General features: G+C 50.0%; 15 protein-coding genes. 7 read left to right on the top strand and 8 right to left on the bottom strand.

Going from position 1 to position 15,096, the window contains the following annotated elements; translation table 11 throughout:
• Both ACO0LI_RS19060 and ACO0LI_RS19055 read left to right on the top strand, forming a co-directional pair.
• The coding region (locus ACO0LI_RS19060) for an FAD-dependent oxidoreductase (RefSeq protein WP_423034505.1) at positions 1 to 449 on the top strand (449 nt) is incomplete at its 5' end.
• A 23-nt stretch (positions 450 to 472) separates the two neighbouring features.
• Positions 473 to 1,108 carry a Smr/MutS family protein gene (locus tag ACO0LI_RS19055; RefSeq protein WP_423034503.1) on the top strand — a complete coding sequence of 212 codons (636 nt, stop codon included), beginning with the start codon at positions 473 to 475 and terminating at the stop codon, positions 1,106 to 1,108.
• 60 nt (positions 1,109 to 1,168) lie between these two features.
• On the opposite strand, the gene ACO0LI_RS19050 is transcribed toward ACO0LI_RS19055, so the two are convergent.
• The 3 genes from ACO0LI_RS19050 to ACO0LI_RS19040 all read right to left on the bottom strand — a co-directional run bounded on the left by ACO0LI_RS19050 (position 1,169) and on the right by ACO0LI_RS19040 (position 4,368).
• Positions 1,169 to 2,266: an ABC transporter substrate-binding protein gene (locus tag ACO0LI_RS19050; RefSeq protein ID WP_423034513.1), complete on the bottom strand. Its 1,098-nt coding sequence runs from the start codon at positions 2,264 to 2,266 to the stop codon at positions 1,169 to 1,171.
• 92 nt (positions 2,267 to 2,358) lie between these two features.
• Entirely contained in the window at positions 2,359 to 2,697 is a 339-nt protein-coding gene (locus ACO0LI_RS19045) for a P-II family nitrogen regulator (RefSeq protein ID WP_110253085.1), read from the bottom strand.
• 57 nt (positions 2,698 to 2,754) lie between these two features.
• Positions 2,755 to 4,368: an NAD+ synthase gene (locus tag ACO0LI_RS19040; RefSeq protein WP_423034501.1), complete on the bottom strand. Its 1,614-nt coding sequence runs from the start codon at positions 4,366 to 4,368 to the stop codon at positions 2,755 to 2,757.
• 26 nt (positions 4,369 to 4,394) lie between these two features.
• Here ACO0LI_RS19040 and ACO0LI_RS19035 point away from each other — a divergent pair, with 26 nt between their 5' ends.
• Both ACO0LI_RS19035 and ACO0LI_RS19030 read left to right on the top strand, forming a co-directional pair.
• Positions 4,395 to 5,576, top strand: coding sequence for a GNAT family N-acetyltransferase (locus ACO0LI_RS19035; RefSeq protein WP_423034499.1), 1,182 nt, complete (start codon positions 4,395 to 4,397; stop codon positions 5,574 to 5,576).
• 31 nt (positions 5,577 to 5,607) lie between these two features.
• Positions 5,608 to 6,648, top strand: coding sequence for a serine/threonine protein kinase (locus ACO0LI_RS19030; protein ID WP_423034497.1), 1,041 nt, complete (start codon positions 5,608 to 5,610; stop codon positions 6,646 to 6,648).
• A gap of 120 nt (positions 6,649 to 6,768) precedes the next feature.
• Here the strand turns inward: ACO0LI_RS19030 and ppa are convergent, their stop codons facing one another.
• The 5 genes from ppa to hemC form a co-directional block, all read right to left on the bottom strand.
• Positions 6,769 to 7,311 (bottom strand): inorganic diphosphatase, encoded by a 543-nt coding sequence (ppa, locus tag ACO0LI_RS19025; protein WP_423034495.1) that lies wholly within the window; start codon positions 7,309 to 7,311, stop codon positions 6,769 to 6,771.
• Positions 7,312 to 7,445: 134 nt separating this feature from the next.
• A complete protein-coding gene (locus ACO0LI_RS19020; RefSeq protein ID WP_423034493.1) occupies positions 7,446 to 8,642 on the bottom strand; it encodes a heme biosynthesis protein HemY in 1,197 nt (398 codons plus the stop codon).
• 4 nt (positions 8,643 to 8,646) lie between these two features.
• A complete protein-coding gene (locus ACO0LI_RS19015) occupies positions 8,647 to 9,807 on the bottom strand; it encodes a uroporphyrinogen-III C-methyltransferase (protein ID WP_423034491.1) in 1,161 nt (386 codons plus the stop codon).
• Entirely contained in the window at positions 9,804 to 10,577 is a 774-nt protein-coding gene (locus ACO0LI_RS19010; RefSeq protein ID WP_423034489.1) for a uroporphyrinogen-III synthase, read from the bottom strand. Before ACO0LI_RS19010 ends, ACO0LI_RS19015 begins: the two co-directional genes overlap by 4 nt.
• A 12-nt stretch (positions 10,578 to 10,589) precedes the next feature.
• Entirely contained in the window at positions 10,590 to 11,513 is a 924-nt protein-coding gene (hemC, locus tag ACO0LI_RS19005; protein ID WP_423034487.1) for a hydroxymethylbilane synthase, read from the bottom strand.
• 322 nt (positions 11,514 to 11,835) lie between these two features.
• Here hemC and trpS point away from each other — a divergent pair, with 322 nt between their 5' ends.
• The 3 genes from trpS to ACO0LI_RS18990 are packed head-to-tail and all read left to right on the top strand — an operon-like array spanning position 11,836 to position 15,021.
• On the top strand, positions 11,836 to 12,855 hold the full coding sequence (trpS, locus tag ACO0LI_RS19000) for a tryptophan--tRNA ligase (RefSeq protein WP_423034485.1): 1,020 nt from the start codon (positions 11,836 to 11,838) through the stop codon (positions 12,853 to 12,855).
• A gap of 54 nt (positions 12,856 to 12,909) precedes the next feature.
• Entirely contained in the window at positions 12,910 to 14,136 is a 1,227-nt protein-coding gene (locus tag ACO0LI_RS18995; protein WP_423034483.1) for a winged helix-turn-helix domain-containing protein, read from the top strand.
• Positions 14,137 to 15,021: a dienelactone hydrolase family protein gene (locus ACO0LI_RS18990; RefSeq protein WP_423034481.1), complete on the top strand. Its 885-nt coding sequence runs from the start codon at positions 14,137 to 14,139 to the stop codon at positions 15,019 to 15,021. It begins immediately after the preceding gene.
• Positions 15,022 to 15,096: the final 75 nt, after the last annotated feature.

Here is a 15,096-nt window from a genome sequence, read left to right as displayed (position 1 = left end):
CGAATATCGCCAGCAAGGTCACCGTCATCCACCGTCGCGACAAGTTCCGTGCAGAGGCAATCTTGATTGACCGTCTGATGGCCAAGGTGGCTGAAGGCAAGATCGAAGTCAAATGGAACCATACGCTAGATGAAGTCATCGGTGATGACTCTGGCGTGACAGGCATCAATGTCAAAGCTGCGGATGGCACAGTTACCCCCATCACCCTGCATGGCGTGTTCATCGCGATTGGCCACAAACCGAATACCAGTATCTTTGATGGCCAGCTTGATATGAAGAATGGCTACATCAAGACGCGTACCGGTACTGAAGGCATGGCAACAGCCACTAACGTACCGGGTGTGTTTGCAGCTGGTGACGTGCAAGACCATATCTATCGCCAGGCGATTACCAGTGCTGGTACAGGCTGCATGGCAGCCCTGGATGCGCAACGCTTCCTGGAAGAATAAGTCAAACGCCAAGGATGTAAAGCATGTCGTCTTTTAAAAACCTTGCTGACCTGAAGTCACTCAGTCAGCAATTAAAGCAACAAGAAGAAAGCCGACAACGTGCCGAAGCAGAACGTCTGGAACGGGAAAAGAAAGCCAGAGAAGAGGCGAATATTTTTCGTTCCAGCGTAGGCAAGGTAGAGGTTTTAAAAACCGCGGTGAAGCATAACCCTGCCCCAGCTCGCCTTGAGCCTCTGCCATTTCAACACATTGCGGATGAACAGGCAGCCCTACAAGAATCTTTGTCGGATGAATTCGATGCTGATTCCCTACTGGAAACTGATGAAAACCTCAGCTATACCAGATCAGGCGTAGGCCAGGATGTCGTCAGGAAGCTGCGTAAGGGCCACTGGGTCATACAGGCGCAACTTGACCTGCATGGCTTGCGTCGCGATGAAGCCAGGGACAGTCTGGGAGAATTTTTGCGTAAATGCATGCGCAATGGCACACGTTGTGTGCGCATCATCCATGGCAAAGGCCTGGGCTCTGTCAACAAGGAACCTGTACTGAAGCAAAAAGTCAGGAACTGGCTGATACAGAAAGATGAAGTATTGGCATTCAGCCAGGCGACTGCGGCTGATGGTGGCTCTGGTGCCTTAATCGTGCTATTGAAATCTTGAATATGGCTGATGGCTATGCAGCCCGAGCCCCCGACGAACCGGGGCTCAGGCATAGCAAACTTAATTGCGGAACTTCTTCTCCTTCGAAATAACGGTCATATCAACATATTTTGAACCGTTATGATTCGAAGGCGAAAAACTCACATCAAAACCACCCGCGTCATAACTGCTGCGGTTGATACTTTCCAGTGCAGACACCAGTTTTTCTCTGGTGAGGCCTGAGCCAGCGCGCTTCAAGCCTTCCACAAATACTTTGGCAGCCAGATAACCTTCGAAGCTGGAAAAGTTCAGATTTTTATTTCCGGCTTTCTCCATACTTTTCGTGTATTCGGCAACCACAGGTATTGACGGTGACCATGGAAATGGAACCACCTGTGAAATCACAACACCAACGCCATCTTTATCCAGCGCATCTGCCAGAGCCTGGCTACCAACAAAAGAAACATTGTAGAACATGCCAGTATAGGCAGCCTTGTGCATTTCTTTGACCAGCGCACTACTGGCTGCATAGGTGCTGATCTGTATGATGGCATCAGGCCGTTTTGGCAAGAGTTTGGCAACGGCAGCTGAGACATCAGTGCTGTTCCTTTCCACTGTTGCCATCTCGGCTATACGCAAATTCCTTTTTTTCATCGCCAGTTCCACACCCGCCAGACCCGCCTTGCCATAGGCATCGTTCTGGTAAAAAATGGCGATATTTTTTGTCCCCAGATTGGCCAGACGATCGACCAGATATTCAGTCTCGTCGTTATAACTTGCCCGGATATTGAAAATCTGACGGTTGAGAGGTTCTCTCAGGGATTGCGCACCGGTATAAGGTGCGAAAAAAGGGACTTTTGCTTGTGTGAAAATGGGTAAGGCTGCATTACTGGTGGCTGTACCTACATAGCCAAATAAAGCAAATACGCCATCATTTTCAATCAGGGCCTTGGTATTGGTAGCCGCCAGATCTGCCTCATACTTATCATCTTTTTGTATGATTTCAATCTTGCGGCCATATACACCACCAGCAGCATTGACCTGATCAAAATAAGTCTTGGCACCTGAATTGAGCTGCAAGCCAAGTTGTGCTGCCGGGCCGGAAAATGCAGCTGACTGGCCCAATAAAATTTTTCTATCTGTGACACCGGTTTCGGCTTGGACATTTGCCATCGCCATCAACACCAGTGCCACCCCTATTTTTGTTTTTGCTCTTGCTTTTGAAACACCAACAAATTCATTTACTGCAAACTTCTTAAACATCGTCATATTTAAACCGCATCAGGACCCGTCTCGCCAGTGCGAATACGTATTACCTGCTCCACATTTTGTACAAAAATCTTCCCATCACCAATCTTGCCGGTATGGGCTGCCTTAATAATTGCATCGACTACATTGTCGGCAATCTTGTCATCTACTACGACTTCCACCTTGATCTTGGGCAAGAAATCGACCACGTACTCAGCGCCACGATACAGCTCCGTGTGCCCTTTTTGACGGCCAAAACCTTTTACCTCGACCACAGTCAATCCTGTCACACCAACGTCAGCCAGTGCCTCACGCACTTCGTCGAGTTTGAATGGTTTGATGATAGCGGTAATCTGTTTCATTTCCCTCTCCTTAAATTGTTACGGTTAATACGATTAATATAATTAATACGGATCAAACTAGTCTCTGAACTTCGAAGTAATAGGATAACGCCAGTCACGCCCGAAAGCGCGATGGGTAATCCTGATACCTATGGGCGCTTGACGCCGCTTGTACTCATTAATTTTGATCAGGCGCGTGATACGTTCAACATCCTCTGCCGCATAGCCTGCCGCGACTATCTCGGCACGCGCCTTGTTTTCTTCCATATACATGGCCATGATGCCGTCCAGAATGTCATAGGACGGCAAAGAATCCTGGTCTTTTTGATCAGGTCGCAATTCAGCCGATGGCGCCCTCGTCAGTATCCGCTCGGGTATTACGGCTGACAGGGTATTGCGATAGGCACACAGGCGATATACCAGGGTTTTGGCAATATCCTTGATGACGGCAAAGCCACCCGCCATGTCACCGTACAAAGTACAGTAACCAACTGCCATTTCACTCTTGTTACCCGTCGTCAAAACGATGGAACCATATTTGTTCGACAAGGCCATCAACAGTGTGCCACGTATCCTGGCCTGTATATTTTCTTCGGTGGTATCTTCCTTCAAGCCAGCAAATTCCTGGCTCAGGGTAGAACGGAATGCGCTGAAGCAATCGCTGATGGCGATTTCATCGTAGCGCACACCTATGCGTGCCACCATATCACGCGAATCCAGCCATGAAATATCGGCAGTATAAGGCGAAGGCATCATGATCGCCCTGACCTTGTCTGCACCCAGCGCATCGACTGCAATTGCCAGCACCAGGGCAGAATCAACTCCGCCAGACAAACCCAGCAATACACTGGGGAAGCCGTTTTTGCCTACATAATCACGCACGCCCATGACCAGTGCCTGATAAACCTCGGCTTCCAGCGATAAGGCCGCTTCCACGCGAGCAGTCAGAGGCTGTTCACCATCAAATTCGACTACTTGCAAATCAGCTTCGCAATGCTTCATTTGAGCGCAAATCTGACCCTGGACATCCATGACAAATGAATTGCCATCAAAAATCAATTCATCCTGGCCACCGACCAGATTGGCATACACCAGGGACAAACCCTGAGAGATCACATTGGCGCGCATGACGTCGTAGCGCTGATGCTGCTTACCCATGTGATAGGGTGAACCGTTTGACACCAGCAGCACTTCTGCGCCGGCCTGCCTGGCTTGTGCTGGCGCATCTGGCAGCCAGGTATCTTCGCAGATATTGATGCCGAAATTCACGCCCTTGATAGCAAATACACAAGCCTGATTACCTGATGAAAAATAGCGTTTTTCATCAAACACCATATCATTTGGCAAATCACGCTTAAAATAACTTGCTAATACCACACCATCTTGCAGCACAGAAACAGCATTATACCGTTTACCATCGACCTCACCCGGATGACCAACCAAAACCGCAAGGCCGGGAAATAGCGTAAGCTGTTTCTTTAAGGTATCGAGTGCGGCAGCAGTATCATGATAAAACGCCTGGCGCAGCAATAAATCTTCTGGTGGATAGCCTACCAGGGACAATTCCGGTGTGACGAGTATGTCTGCTCCCTGCTCTGCGGCACGGCGGGCATATTCTGCGATCTGGGCAGCATTGCCGGCAAGATCACCGACAACGCTATTCATCTGGGCAATGGCAACTTTTACGGTCATATTTGCAAATCTGTATTAAATCGAAAATGAAATCTGAATCTCCAGCCCCACATTATCGCATGCGTATCGTCACTTCACTGAGCGAGATAGCGCAATCATCATGGGACAGCCTGATTGCAGATCAGACGCTTGCCAATCCATTTCTATCGTATGCATTTTTAAGCGCCATGGAAGAGTCAGGTTCTGCCACTGAAAAAACTGGCTGGCAAAGCTGCTTTATTACCATCTGGGATGGAGAACAACTTGAAGCTGCGATGCCGCTGTATGAAAAAAGCCATTCCTATGGCGAGTATGTGTTTGACTGGGCCTGGGCCAGAGCGTTTGAGCGGCATGGCCACGATTATTATCCCAAGCTGTTGTCCGCCATCCCTTTCTCTCCCATCACGGGAAGCCGCCTGCTGGCACGCAATACTGCCGCACAAGGGGCATTGATCGCTGCTCTGCAGGAGCTACAAGAGGCCGGTGAATATTCTTCCAGCCATTTGCTGTTCTTGCCAGAAGATCAGGCGCGCATGCTCAGTGAAGAAGGCTATCTTTTGCGCAAAGGCGTGCAATTTCACTGGGAAAACAAGGGCTACCAATGTTTTGATGATTTTCTGGATACGCTGGACAAGAAAAAACGCAAGAATATTCGTGCCGAGCGCAGGAAAGTGCAGGATGCCGGCATACAGTTCCAGCAGGTGCGCGGCAAAGACATGCAAGAAGACGATTGGCGCTTTTTCAAAAGCTGTTATGACCAGACTTATGAAGAGCATCATTCAACGCCATACCTGAATCTGGATTTTTTCTTGCGCATAGGTCGTGCCATGCCAGAAAACATCCATCTTATTATTGCATTGCGAGACGGCAACAAGATCGCAGCATCCCTGCTCATTCATGATCAGCAGCGCGTGTATGGGCGTTATTGGGGTTGCCTGGAAACACATCCCTGCCTGCATTTTGAAACCGCTTACTACCAATCCATCGATTTCTGCATACAGGAAAAAATTGCGATTTTCGAAGGCGGAGCACAAGGCGAGCACAAAATGGCACGCGGCTTTCTGCCAACCACAACCTGGTCGGCACATTACTTGAGTCATCCAGAATTTTTTGACGCAGTATCAAATTTCCTTGTACGTGAAACACAAGATATTGAGCTATATTTAGATGAATTACATCAACACACACCATATAAAGCGCTGAAACACAATGAAGTAAGCGCTACTTGAAATTTTGCTTCGTTCAAGGCATCCTGTCGCCATGCAAAATAACTTTCTCTCGACACCGAATGCACCACCTGCTGCATTGCCAAGCAAACGCGTCGGACGCTTTTACCTCAGCGAGCGTCTGGGCATGGGATCAAATGGTGCCGTGTATCTGGGCCACGATCCTGTCATAGACCGCGATGTCGCCATTAAAATATTTAGTGCGGGCAATAATGCTGCCGACAAGAAGCAACGCGAACAGCAATTTATCAATGAGGCACGCGCAGCTGGCAGGTTATCCCACCCCAATATCGTGACCATATTTGATGCGTCCAGTGAAGGTGGCACGACATTTATCGCGATGGAATTTCTGCAGGGCAAGGATTTGCGACATATCCTGGCAGACGGCAAGCAATTCGACATCATAGAGACCGCGAATATCATACAAAAGATTGCCGAGGCACTTGCTTACGCCCATGCCAATGGCGTGATACATCGCGACATCAAGCCTGCGAATATCTTTGTCTTACCCAACCAGCAACCCAAGGTGGTGGATTTTGGTATCGCCCGTGCACCAAATCGTGTGCTCGATGAAACCAGGGAACAGGCCCACACCCTGTTCAATAATAATATTCTGGGCACACCCAACTACATGTCGCCAGAGCAGGCTAATGGCAAACCTGTCAATGCCTTGACGGATGTGTATTCGCTGGGCACAGTCATGTATGAAATGCTGACTGGCCAAAAGCCATTTCAGTCGCAAGATGTTGACAAATTATTGCAACAGATTGTAAATAAAGTAGCGAAATATCCCTCTGAAATTCGCACTAGCATACCGGATTCACTATCCAAAATTGTCATGAAGGCGATGCAGAAAGACCCTGCAGCACGATATGAAAGTGCCGCTGAAATGTCTTTGGCATTAGAGAAATTCCTTGAGCGCGACAGAAAACTGAAGCGCAAGCGTCAGAAACAAGGTAGTGATACCAGCGACTATGCCAATGACGATAGTCCGCACGTTGGTTCCTGGCTGAGTTGGGCCGCGTTGATCGCTGCCGTCGTCGGTGTGGCAGCTTATCTGATACACAGAATATGAGTCTGCTAGCGATGCACGTTGAATGAGTCAGCAAAAAAACAAAAAAGGTGCGATCAAATCGCACCTTTTTTTAATTCTAAAGCTCTTAGTTACTAACTTTTAATTGCTAGCTCTTAAGTCTTAAGCTTCGGCTTCAGCTTTTTGGAAACTTTCTACGCCTGCCAAAATTTCTGCTTTGGCATCGTCAGGACCGCCCCAACCTTCAACTTTAACCCATTTGCCTTTTTCCAGATCTTTGTAGTGTTCAAAGAAATGCTGGATCTGGCGCAGACGCAATTCGTTCAGGTCTTCAGGTTTTTGCCAGTGTGTGTAGATAGGCAGGATTTTATCTACTGGTACAGCCAATACTTTGGCATCGTTACCGGCTTCATCTGTCATTTTCAGGATGCCGATAGGACGGCAACGCACTACCACACCAGGGATCAGCGGGAAAGGCGTGATGACCAATACGTCAACCGGGTCGCCGTCGCCAGCCAGAGTTTGTGGCACATAGCCATAGTTGCAAGGATAATGCATGGCAGTACCCATGAAACGATCGACAAAAAGGGCGCCAGTGTCTTTATCGACTTCATACTTGATTGGATCGCCATTCATAGGGATTTCGATAATAACGTTGAAGTCATTTGGCAGATCACGACCTGCTGGTACTTTATTCAAGCTCATCTTGCACTTTCTGTATAAGTATCAATAGAAGAAATGGTTTGAACGGGATTATATAGTTTTTCAAGGCAGAATTGTGCGCCGCAACAGGGCGGTATGACAATTTAACTTTCAGCCAGTTAATACAATCCGCATCCTCATAACATGGTTGCCATCGCACATTGGCGATAATGGCTGGCAGCTTCTTCTGCCTGGCCCAGCGCCTCATGCAACTGCGCCAGCTTCAGGTTGCCTTCGCGCACAGTGCGCGGGTCAACTGCATCGGACAATGCCTGCTCCATATGTCTTTGTGCCTTACCCCATAATTTCTGACGAAGACATAGTGTACCAAGCGTCAGTGCCAGTTCCGGGTCAGTTGGGTGTTGCTCTGACCATTTTTCACAATGTTCAATTTGTGATAACAAGGCAGCAGATCCCTCTGATGCAGCGGCATCACGGTAAGCGCGCATGAGGCGTTCATCCCATTCCTCTGTCAGTGCTTTTTCCACTATGCCACGGGCATCATCAAACAAGCCGTGCGAGTTGAATGCGGTCGCGGCTGTGGCAGCGATAAAAGCAGATTTGCGCTCTGCCTGAGGGATTTCATACCAGACCCGGCGCAGGGACTCGGCATCATGCCCCTGATTCTTCAGCAAATCTTCATAAGCCAGCTCACGCAAACGTTGCGACAACGCCGGATGCAGGGCGCGGTGCTTGTCCAGTGTGCGTACCAGCTTCAATACTTCCTGCCACTTCTGTGCCTGCTGATTCGCTTTCAAGGCCCAACGCAAGACCTGAATGTGGCGTGTACCATTGGCATTCAGTTCACGCACTGCTTCCAGCGCCTTGCCAGGCTGATGCTGATCGACCAGCAATTCTGTCATGCTCACCAAGCGGGCAACCTTGTAAGTGCCATCCTGCTCAAGACCGGCAAACCATGAATCACGCCGCTCATACTGGCTCATGTGATGGGCTGCACGCGCGCCGATCAGTGAAGCAACGCCAGCATTGTCTGGCAAATCAGTAGCCCGCATGGCAGCTTTTTCGGCATGGCCAAAGCGGCCTTCAAACAAGGCTTTCAAGGCTTCACGCAAAGCTTTGTTGCTGTCTTTTTCACGTTTGTTCTGGCGATACAGGGCCACTTTGCGTGGCATTTTTCTGGTGGTGACGATGGCACGTATGACCAGATAAATGACGATAAAAGTAAGCAGCAACAGGAACAGGAAGAAGTTCAATGACAAGTCTATCCGATAAGGCGGAAAGAACAGGACCACATTCCCAGGGTTATAACGTGCGCCCACGGCCAGGCCAACAGCGAGCGCAAAAAGAATCAGAAGCCGGATGAAGATACGCATACTCTTATGGCTTCACTTTATAGTTACGTACCGCGTTCAGACTTTCGCCCAGGGTCGGCATTTCTATTGACAGATTGCTGCCCTGCACCTGACGCAACAAGGCTTGCACAGTCTGTGTCTGCTTGGCACGGGTATCAAAATACTTGCCGATGGCATCCTGTGCAGCGATCATGTCGCTCCTGAAGATACTTTCATTTCTGGACAACAGTGCCAGCCTCGCATTCAACAGGCGCAGCTTCAGGTTTTCGCGGGCGAAATAAGATTGAGATGGTGTCAGCAACAATACATCCGGCGTTTCTACATTACGCACCCGTATTAACTGTTTGACTTCATTCCACATTTCGCTGGAAAAACTCTGCCAGCCATCTTGCAGGCGCATGCTCCAGGTAATTTCTTCAACATCATCGACAGTCTTCTTTTCTGCTTTTGCAGTGACTGAAGATTTTGGCAAAACGCGCAATGGCGCTTTTGGCGGTGTTGCTGATACCACTGATTTCTCATCCGACCATAATGGAATATGGTCAATCTGGGCAATCACACTATCCAGGCGCAGTGCGACGCCAGGCAAATCCAGGGCAGGTAAAGACTTCAGTCTCTCAATATCCTTGGCAATCGCGCGGCGTATGGAAATAAATTGCGGCTTATCGGATTTGGCGAGGCGGCCATCGGCATTTTGCAGAGCAATCAACGCACCTTGCACATTACCTGCCAATTGCAATTGCTGGCTAGCCGTCGCCAATACCTGCTCAATCTCGGCCAGTGCCCAGTCATCGCGATTCTTGGACAAATCCTGATACAGCTGTTCAAGGGCCAGTTGCTGGCTTTGCGCTTCAGACTGTTTGCCTTCCAGCAGAATGACCTTGGACTGGATTTCCTTGGCAGTCTCTTGCACATTGCGTGCCAACACTTTGGTTTCACTGCTATTGGTATCGGCAGTTTGCAGTCTCTTGGCGACCTCTTCACGCAAACCACTGATCTGGTTTTGCGATGACCACCAGTTAGCTGCCAGTAAAACTGCGAGCACACCGGATACCAGATAGGCCGGACTGGCCCAGCTTGGTTCCCTGGCAGCTTCTGCAGGTAAAGTTGGGGCGGGCTGTCGTGCCTGGGCATCGACAGGATTTGCCGTCACGACGGCGTCGGGATTTGATTGCTGTTCACTCATAGACGAGATTGTAACGCGACAAGCAGTTGTTCGTCGCCAGAAGCTGTTAAGGTTATGTGCAGAAACCCCAGAGATTGTGCGGTTTCTTCGATACGGCTGTGTGGTACCAGCAAATGTTGTCGTTGCATTTTTGCCACGCCACTATTTAATTTCAACGCCTCTACATAGTCACACAAATTGCGCAAAGCCTCGGAACTGGTGATGACCCAGTCGTTCCCGGTTTCAAGCAATTGTGTTAAATGCTTTTCTTTTTCATCATTCAGTATTGGTTTGACCCTGCGATAGGCAGCTACCTGCACCACTTCCACACCATGCGCACGCAAGGCGTCGGCCAATAATTCCCGGCCTGATTCACCGCGGATGATCAATACTTTCTGGCCACGCAGCGCCTCAAGATCCAACTCTGCTAGCAGAGTTTCAGAATCTGTCTTCAATTGATTACGTGGGCGCAAAATGGTCGCGGTCTGGTCGTTCACGCCATATTCTGCCAGTTTTGCCCGACTGCCTTCACCCATGACCGCAAAAGCCAGCTTCTCTGGCAAGTTAGTCAAATGCCGGAAAAAAGCTTCTATCGCATTCGGGCTGACAAAGGCGATCAGGGCATAGTCTTGCAACTGCCCCAGTTGCGTGATTAAAGCGGTATTGTCTTCCAATGCTGCTATCTCCAGCAAAGGAAAATACTCTACCTCACGCCCCATGGCTTTTACCTGCCGGGCAAAATCCTGAGCCTGTGCAAGTGGGCGCGTCAGTATGACCTTGTGATTCTGCATGCCTTGGCTATATCACTCAGTAATCTCAGCTTTGCACACTGCCAATATGGCTTCTGCATCTTGCGCAGATAGCGCTTGTGCCAGCTTCAAGCCCAGTGCATGCGGCTGATCAGCGGCACCAGCAGCTTCTGCCCTGGCGATGCGGGTACCGTCCGGCGTGGCAACCATGGCTCGAATCTGCATCTGGCCCTGGCTGACTGTCGCAAAAGCTGCCAGCGGTATTTGGCAACTACCGCCAAAAGCCTTTGACACTGTGCGCTCCGCCGTCACTGCCTGTGCAGTCTCGGTATGATTCAATGCAGCCAGCATGGCTTGCAGTTCTGGCCGGTTATCGGGTATTTCTATTGCCATCGCACCCTGCCCTGCTGCTGGTAAGCTTTCTTCAGGGTCCAGGCAGGCGCGTATGCGTTCAGGTACACCCAGGCGTTTGAGACCAGCTGCAGCCAGGATGATGGCAGCGTATTCACCATTATCTAGTTTGCGCAAGCGGGTGTCCAGATTACCGCGCAGCGGGCGTATCACCAGATGCGGGTAACGGGCGGAAATCAGGGCCTGACGGCGCAAGCTGCTGGTACCGACGATGGCACCGACAGGCAAGCTATCCAGACCAGCATAGTCATTCGAAACAAAGGCATCGCGTGGATCGTCACGCTCAAGTATTGCCGCCAGGGTAAAGCCCTCGGGCAAATCCATGGGTACGTCCTTGAGAGAATGCACAGCCAGGTCAGCGCGGCCTTCTGCCATCGCGACTTCCAGCTCCTTGACGAACAGGCCTTTACCGCCCACTTTGGACAGCGCTCTGTCCAGTATCTGGTCACCACGGGTCGTCATGCCCAAAATTTCTATCTGCCAATCAGGGTACAGTGCAGCCAGACGATCACGCACATGTTCGGCCTGCCACATCGCCAAACGGCTTTCGCGTGAGGCAATAATCAATTTTTTAGAACTTGAAGATGTCAAAATAAGGCTACTTTCAACTGTAAAAGCTGGATACAAAAACCAAGCACGATTTTATCATTGCAGGAAATGACTTTATAAGTAATTCAGATGACAAGATGATAGTTTTGCGTGAATTAAATTAAATGCAGCGGCAGAATGGAGATAGAAGCACATCAAATCTGGTCAAACTTGACATAGTCAGCCTGAAAACGGCATCATAGCCTTAGAACACGCTTGATATACTTCATGCCGCTCATGATTCAGCGGCTTTTTTACGTATACTAGCTATTTTTCACCGCATCACCCAACTGGATTTAGCATGCTCCCTGGTACCGAAGATAAAAAACACCTGATACTGACAGGCGACCGCCCTACCGGCCCCCTGCACCTAGGCCATTTTGTAGGCAGCCTGCGCAACCGCGTCAAATTCCAGAACCAGTATGAACAGTACATCATGCTGGCTGATGCCCAGGCATTGACTGACAATATGGAAAACCCGGCCAAAGTCCATGACAATGTCATGGAAGTGGCGCTTGATTACCTGGCCGTTGGTATCGACCCGGCCAAATCAACGATCCTGATCCAGTCGCAAATTCCTGAATTGACGGAATTGACTTTCTACTACCTCAATCTGGTCACGGTAGCGCGGCTGGAACGCAATCCGACGATCAAACAAGAGATCACCCTGCGCAATTTTGAGCGCGATATCCCTGCTGGCTTCCTGACTTACCCTGTCAGCCAGGCAGCAGATATCAGCGCCTTCAAGGCCAGCCTGGTACCGGTCGGTGAAGACCAGATACCGATGATAGAACAGACCAATGAAATCGTCCGTCGCTTCAACCGTCTGGCAAATAAAGAGATACTGGTGGAATGCCAGGCCCTGGTGCCTGAAATTGGCCGCCTGCCTGGTGTCGATGGCAAGGCCAAGATGAGCAAGTCACTGGGCAATGTCATCAATCTTGGCTTCACACCTGCTGAAATCAAGGCAGCTGTGCGTAATGTTTACACTGATCCATTACATCTGCGTGTGGCTGATCCCGGTCATCTGGAAGGCAATGTCGCCTTTATCTACCTTGATGCCTTCGATGAAGACAAAGCTGGTCTGCAAGAAATGAAAGACCATTATGTCCGCGGAGGTCTGGGCGACAGCATCGTCAAGGCCCGTCTGGAAGGTATCTTGCAGGATATGCTGAAACCGATACGTGAACGCCGTGAAGAATTTGCCAAAGACCGTGGTCAGGTTTTGCAAATACTCAAGGAAGGCACACGCAAGGCTCGTGAAATCGCTGCACAAACGACTGATGAAGTCAGGGCAGCAATCGGCTTGAAACACTTCTGATCTGCGGGGGGATTCGAACCCCCGGTTCTCTCTGTTATCTTGGGCGAAAATTTTATGAGCGCAACTGATTTCCATCTGACACTCAGTTCCGCTCGCGCCCTGCATCTGGCCGCACAAGGCTTGTTGAATCCTTCGCCGCGCAAAGCTGGCAAACAGGATGTGCTGGCCTGCATACGCAATATGTCGGCACTGCAGATTGACACCATCAGCGTAGTTGCGCGCAGCCCTTATCTGGTACTGTGGAGCCGTCTGGGCAATTATCCGCATGCATGGCTGCATGAATTGCTGGAAGAAGGTCATCTGTTTGAATACTGGTCGCATGAAGCCTGCTTCTTGCCGATAGAAGACTACGGCCTGTACCGGCATCAGATGGTGTCGCCACAGGGGATGGGCTGGAAATACAATCACAAGTGGCTCAAAGAAAACGCTGCGCAGGTAGAAACCGTGCGCCAGCATATCCATGCAAATGGTGCCAGCCGATCGGCAGACTTTGAACGCACTGATGGCAAAAGTGGTGGCTGGTGGGAATGGAAGCCAGAAAAACGTTCACTGGAAGTCTTGTTCACGACTGGCGAAGTGATGGTTGCAAAACGCCATAACTTCCAGCGTATTTATGACTTGCGCGAACGTGTGCATCCCAAATGGAATGACAAAAAACATCTGCAACCTATCCTGCATTGCGAGCGCACACAGATATTGCAATCGGTCCGTGCGCTTGGTATTTGCAAGGCAAGCTGGATCAGTGATTATTTCCGCATGGGCAAACCAGATGTCAGTAACCAGAAAGCACAACTGGTCAAAGAAGGCTTGCTGATACCCGTCACGGTTGATCAACACGATGCCCTGTTTTATGTGCATCCCGATCGCCGCGATTTACTGGAGCAGGCAAGCGAGAACAAGCTGAAAGCTACTGCAACCCGCATCCTCTCGCCTTTTGACCCGGTGGTATGGGATAGAAAACGTGCGATAGACCTGTTTGATTTTGACTATAAACTTGAGTGCTATACGCCAGCGCCGAAACGGCGTTATGGCTATTTCACCCTGCCTATCTTGCGCAAGGGTGCCCTGATTGGACGCATGGATGCCAAAGCCCATCGCAAGGAAGGCATACTGGAAATCAAGGCCCTGCATCTGGAACCGCGCGTACGCGTTTCTCAAGCCCTGGCGGCTGATTTAGCAAAGACTTTGCGCGAATTCGCCGCATGGCACGAATGCCATGATCTCCAATTGACATGGTGTAGCTCAGCGGAGCTGACACCTCTATTAGAGGCACTGATTTAAATGTCTTCACGATACGCATTATTAATCAGCCTGCTGCTGGCCAGCTCCATGGCAATGGCTGGTGAAGCTCCTGAAAAAGTCAGCTTCCCCAGCCTGGACTTGCAAGATGGCCAGACTGTCCAGCTTGACGCTTTCTGGTTCCCTGCCAGCGGCAATGCAGGCAGTGCACCGACTGTCATAGCCCTGCATGGTTGCGGTGGCTTGTATAGCACCCGCAAGGGACATGAACAGGAACTGAATGCCAGGCATCATAATATGGCCAGGCTATTGCAGGAGAATGGCTATAACGTGCTGATGCCTGACAGTTTTCGCCCGCGTGGCACAAATAGTATTTGCACCAGCACCTACAAAAACCGCGATATCAGCACCAACAACCGCCGTCTGGATGTGCAAGCCGCCTTACAATGGCTAGGCAAGCAAACTACCGTTGATACAAAAAACATTGCCCTTCTCGGTTGGTCGAATGGTGGTTCTACCACGCTGAATTCCCTGAATACTGCCCATAAGGCAGCAGGCAAGGATGATCTTTACCCTAAGGCAGCCGTGGCTTTTTATCCAGGTTGCCAGGGCTACCTGAAAGCACGTCCTGCTTATCGTCTGGCGTCACCCTTGTTGATACTGATAGGCGCAGAAGATGACTGGACACCTGCTGCCCCTTGCGTGAGCTTTGAAAAAATGCTCGCAACGTCGCCTGTCAAGGTCAGCGTATTTGCCGATAGTTATCATGATTTTGATGCACCAGACCTGCCAGTGCGCAAACGCATGGACGTGCCGAATGGCGTGCATCCAGGACAAGGTGTGACGACAGGCAGCAACCCGGCAGCTAAAGAACTTGCCTACAAAGAAATGCTGTTGTTTCTCAAGCAGCACTTGGGTGCGCAATGAGTGCGCAATAAGTATGCAACAGGGAGTGCAAAAGGTGTGCAATGATTGCTGAATAATTCATCAAATAGCTTGTTT

Origin of the sequence: Undibacterium sp. Tian12W, assembly GCF_049339405.1 — a bacterium.
GTDB lineage: Bacteria > Pseudomonadota > Gammaproteobacteria > Burkholderiales > Burkholderiaceae_D > Undibacterium.
Note: the sequence above shows the minus strand (reverse complement) of the source record. Positions and strands in the feature narration are given on the sequence as shown.

Bases quoted from the DNA above. Each gene is read 5' to 3' on its own strand.
- ACO0LI_RS19055 (WP_423034503.1), top strand. From the start codon at position 473: ATGTCGTCTTTTAAAAACCTTGCTGACCTGAAGTCACTCAGTCAGCAA.
- ACO0LI_RS19020 (WP_423034493.1), bottom strand. From the start codon at position 8,642: ATGCGTATCTTCATCCGGCTTCTGATTCTTTTTGCGCTCGCTGTTGGC.
- trpS (WP_423034485.1), top strand. From the start codon at position 11,836: ATGCTCCCTGGTACCGAAGATAAAAAACACCTGATACTGACAGGCGAC.
- ACO0LI_RS18995 (WP_423034483.1), top strand. From the start codon at position 12,910: ATGAGCGCAACTGATTTCCATCTGACACTCAGTTCCGCTCGCGCCCTG.
- ACO0LI_RS19050 (WP_423034513.1), bottom strand. From the start codon at position 2,266: ATGGCGATGGCAAATGTCCAAGCCGAAACCGGTGTCACAGATAGAAAA.
- ACO0LI_RS19040 (WP_423034501.1), bottom strand. From the start codon at position 4,368: ATGACCGTAAAAGTTGCCATTGCCCAGATGAATAGCGTTGTCGGTGAT.
- ACO0LI_RS19030 (WP_423034497.1), top strand. From the start codon at position 5,608: ATGCAAAATAACTTTCTCTCGACACCGAATGCACCACCTGCTGCATTG.
- ACO0LI_RS18990 (WP_423034481.1), top strand. From the start codon at position 14,137: ATGTCTTCACGATACGCATTATTAATCAGCCTGCTGCTGGCCAGCTCC.
- ACO0LI_RS19015 (WP_423034491.1), bottom strand. From the start codon at position 9,807: ATGAGTGAACAGCAATCAAATCCCGACGCCGTCGTGACGGCAAATCCT.
- ppa (WP_423034495.1), bottom strand. From the start codon at position 7,311: ATGAGCTTGAATAAAGTACCAGCAGGTCGTGATCTGCCAAATGACTTC.
- ACO0LI_RS19045 (WP_110253085.1), bottom strand. From the start codon at position 2,697: ATGAAACAGATTACCGCTATCATCAAACCATTCAAACTCGACGAAGTG.
- ACO0LI_RS19010 (WP_423034489.1), bottom strand. From the start codon at position 10,577: ATGCAGAATCACAAGGTCATACTGACGCGCCCACTTGCACAGGCTCAG.
- ACO0LI_RS19035 (WP_423034499.1), top strand. From the start codon at position 4,395: ATGAAATCTGAATCTCCAGCCCCACATTATCGCATGCGTATCGTCACT.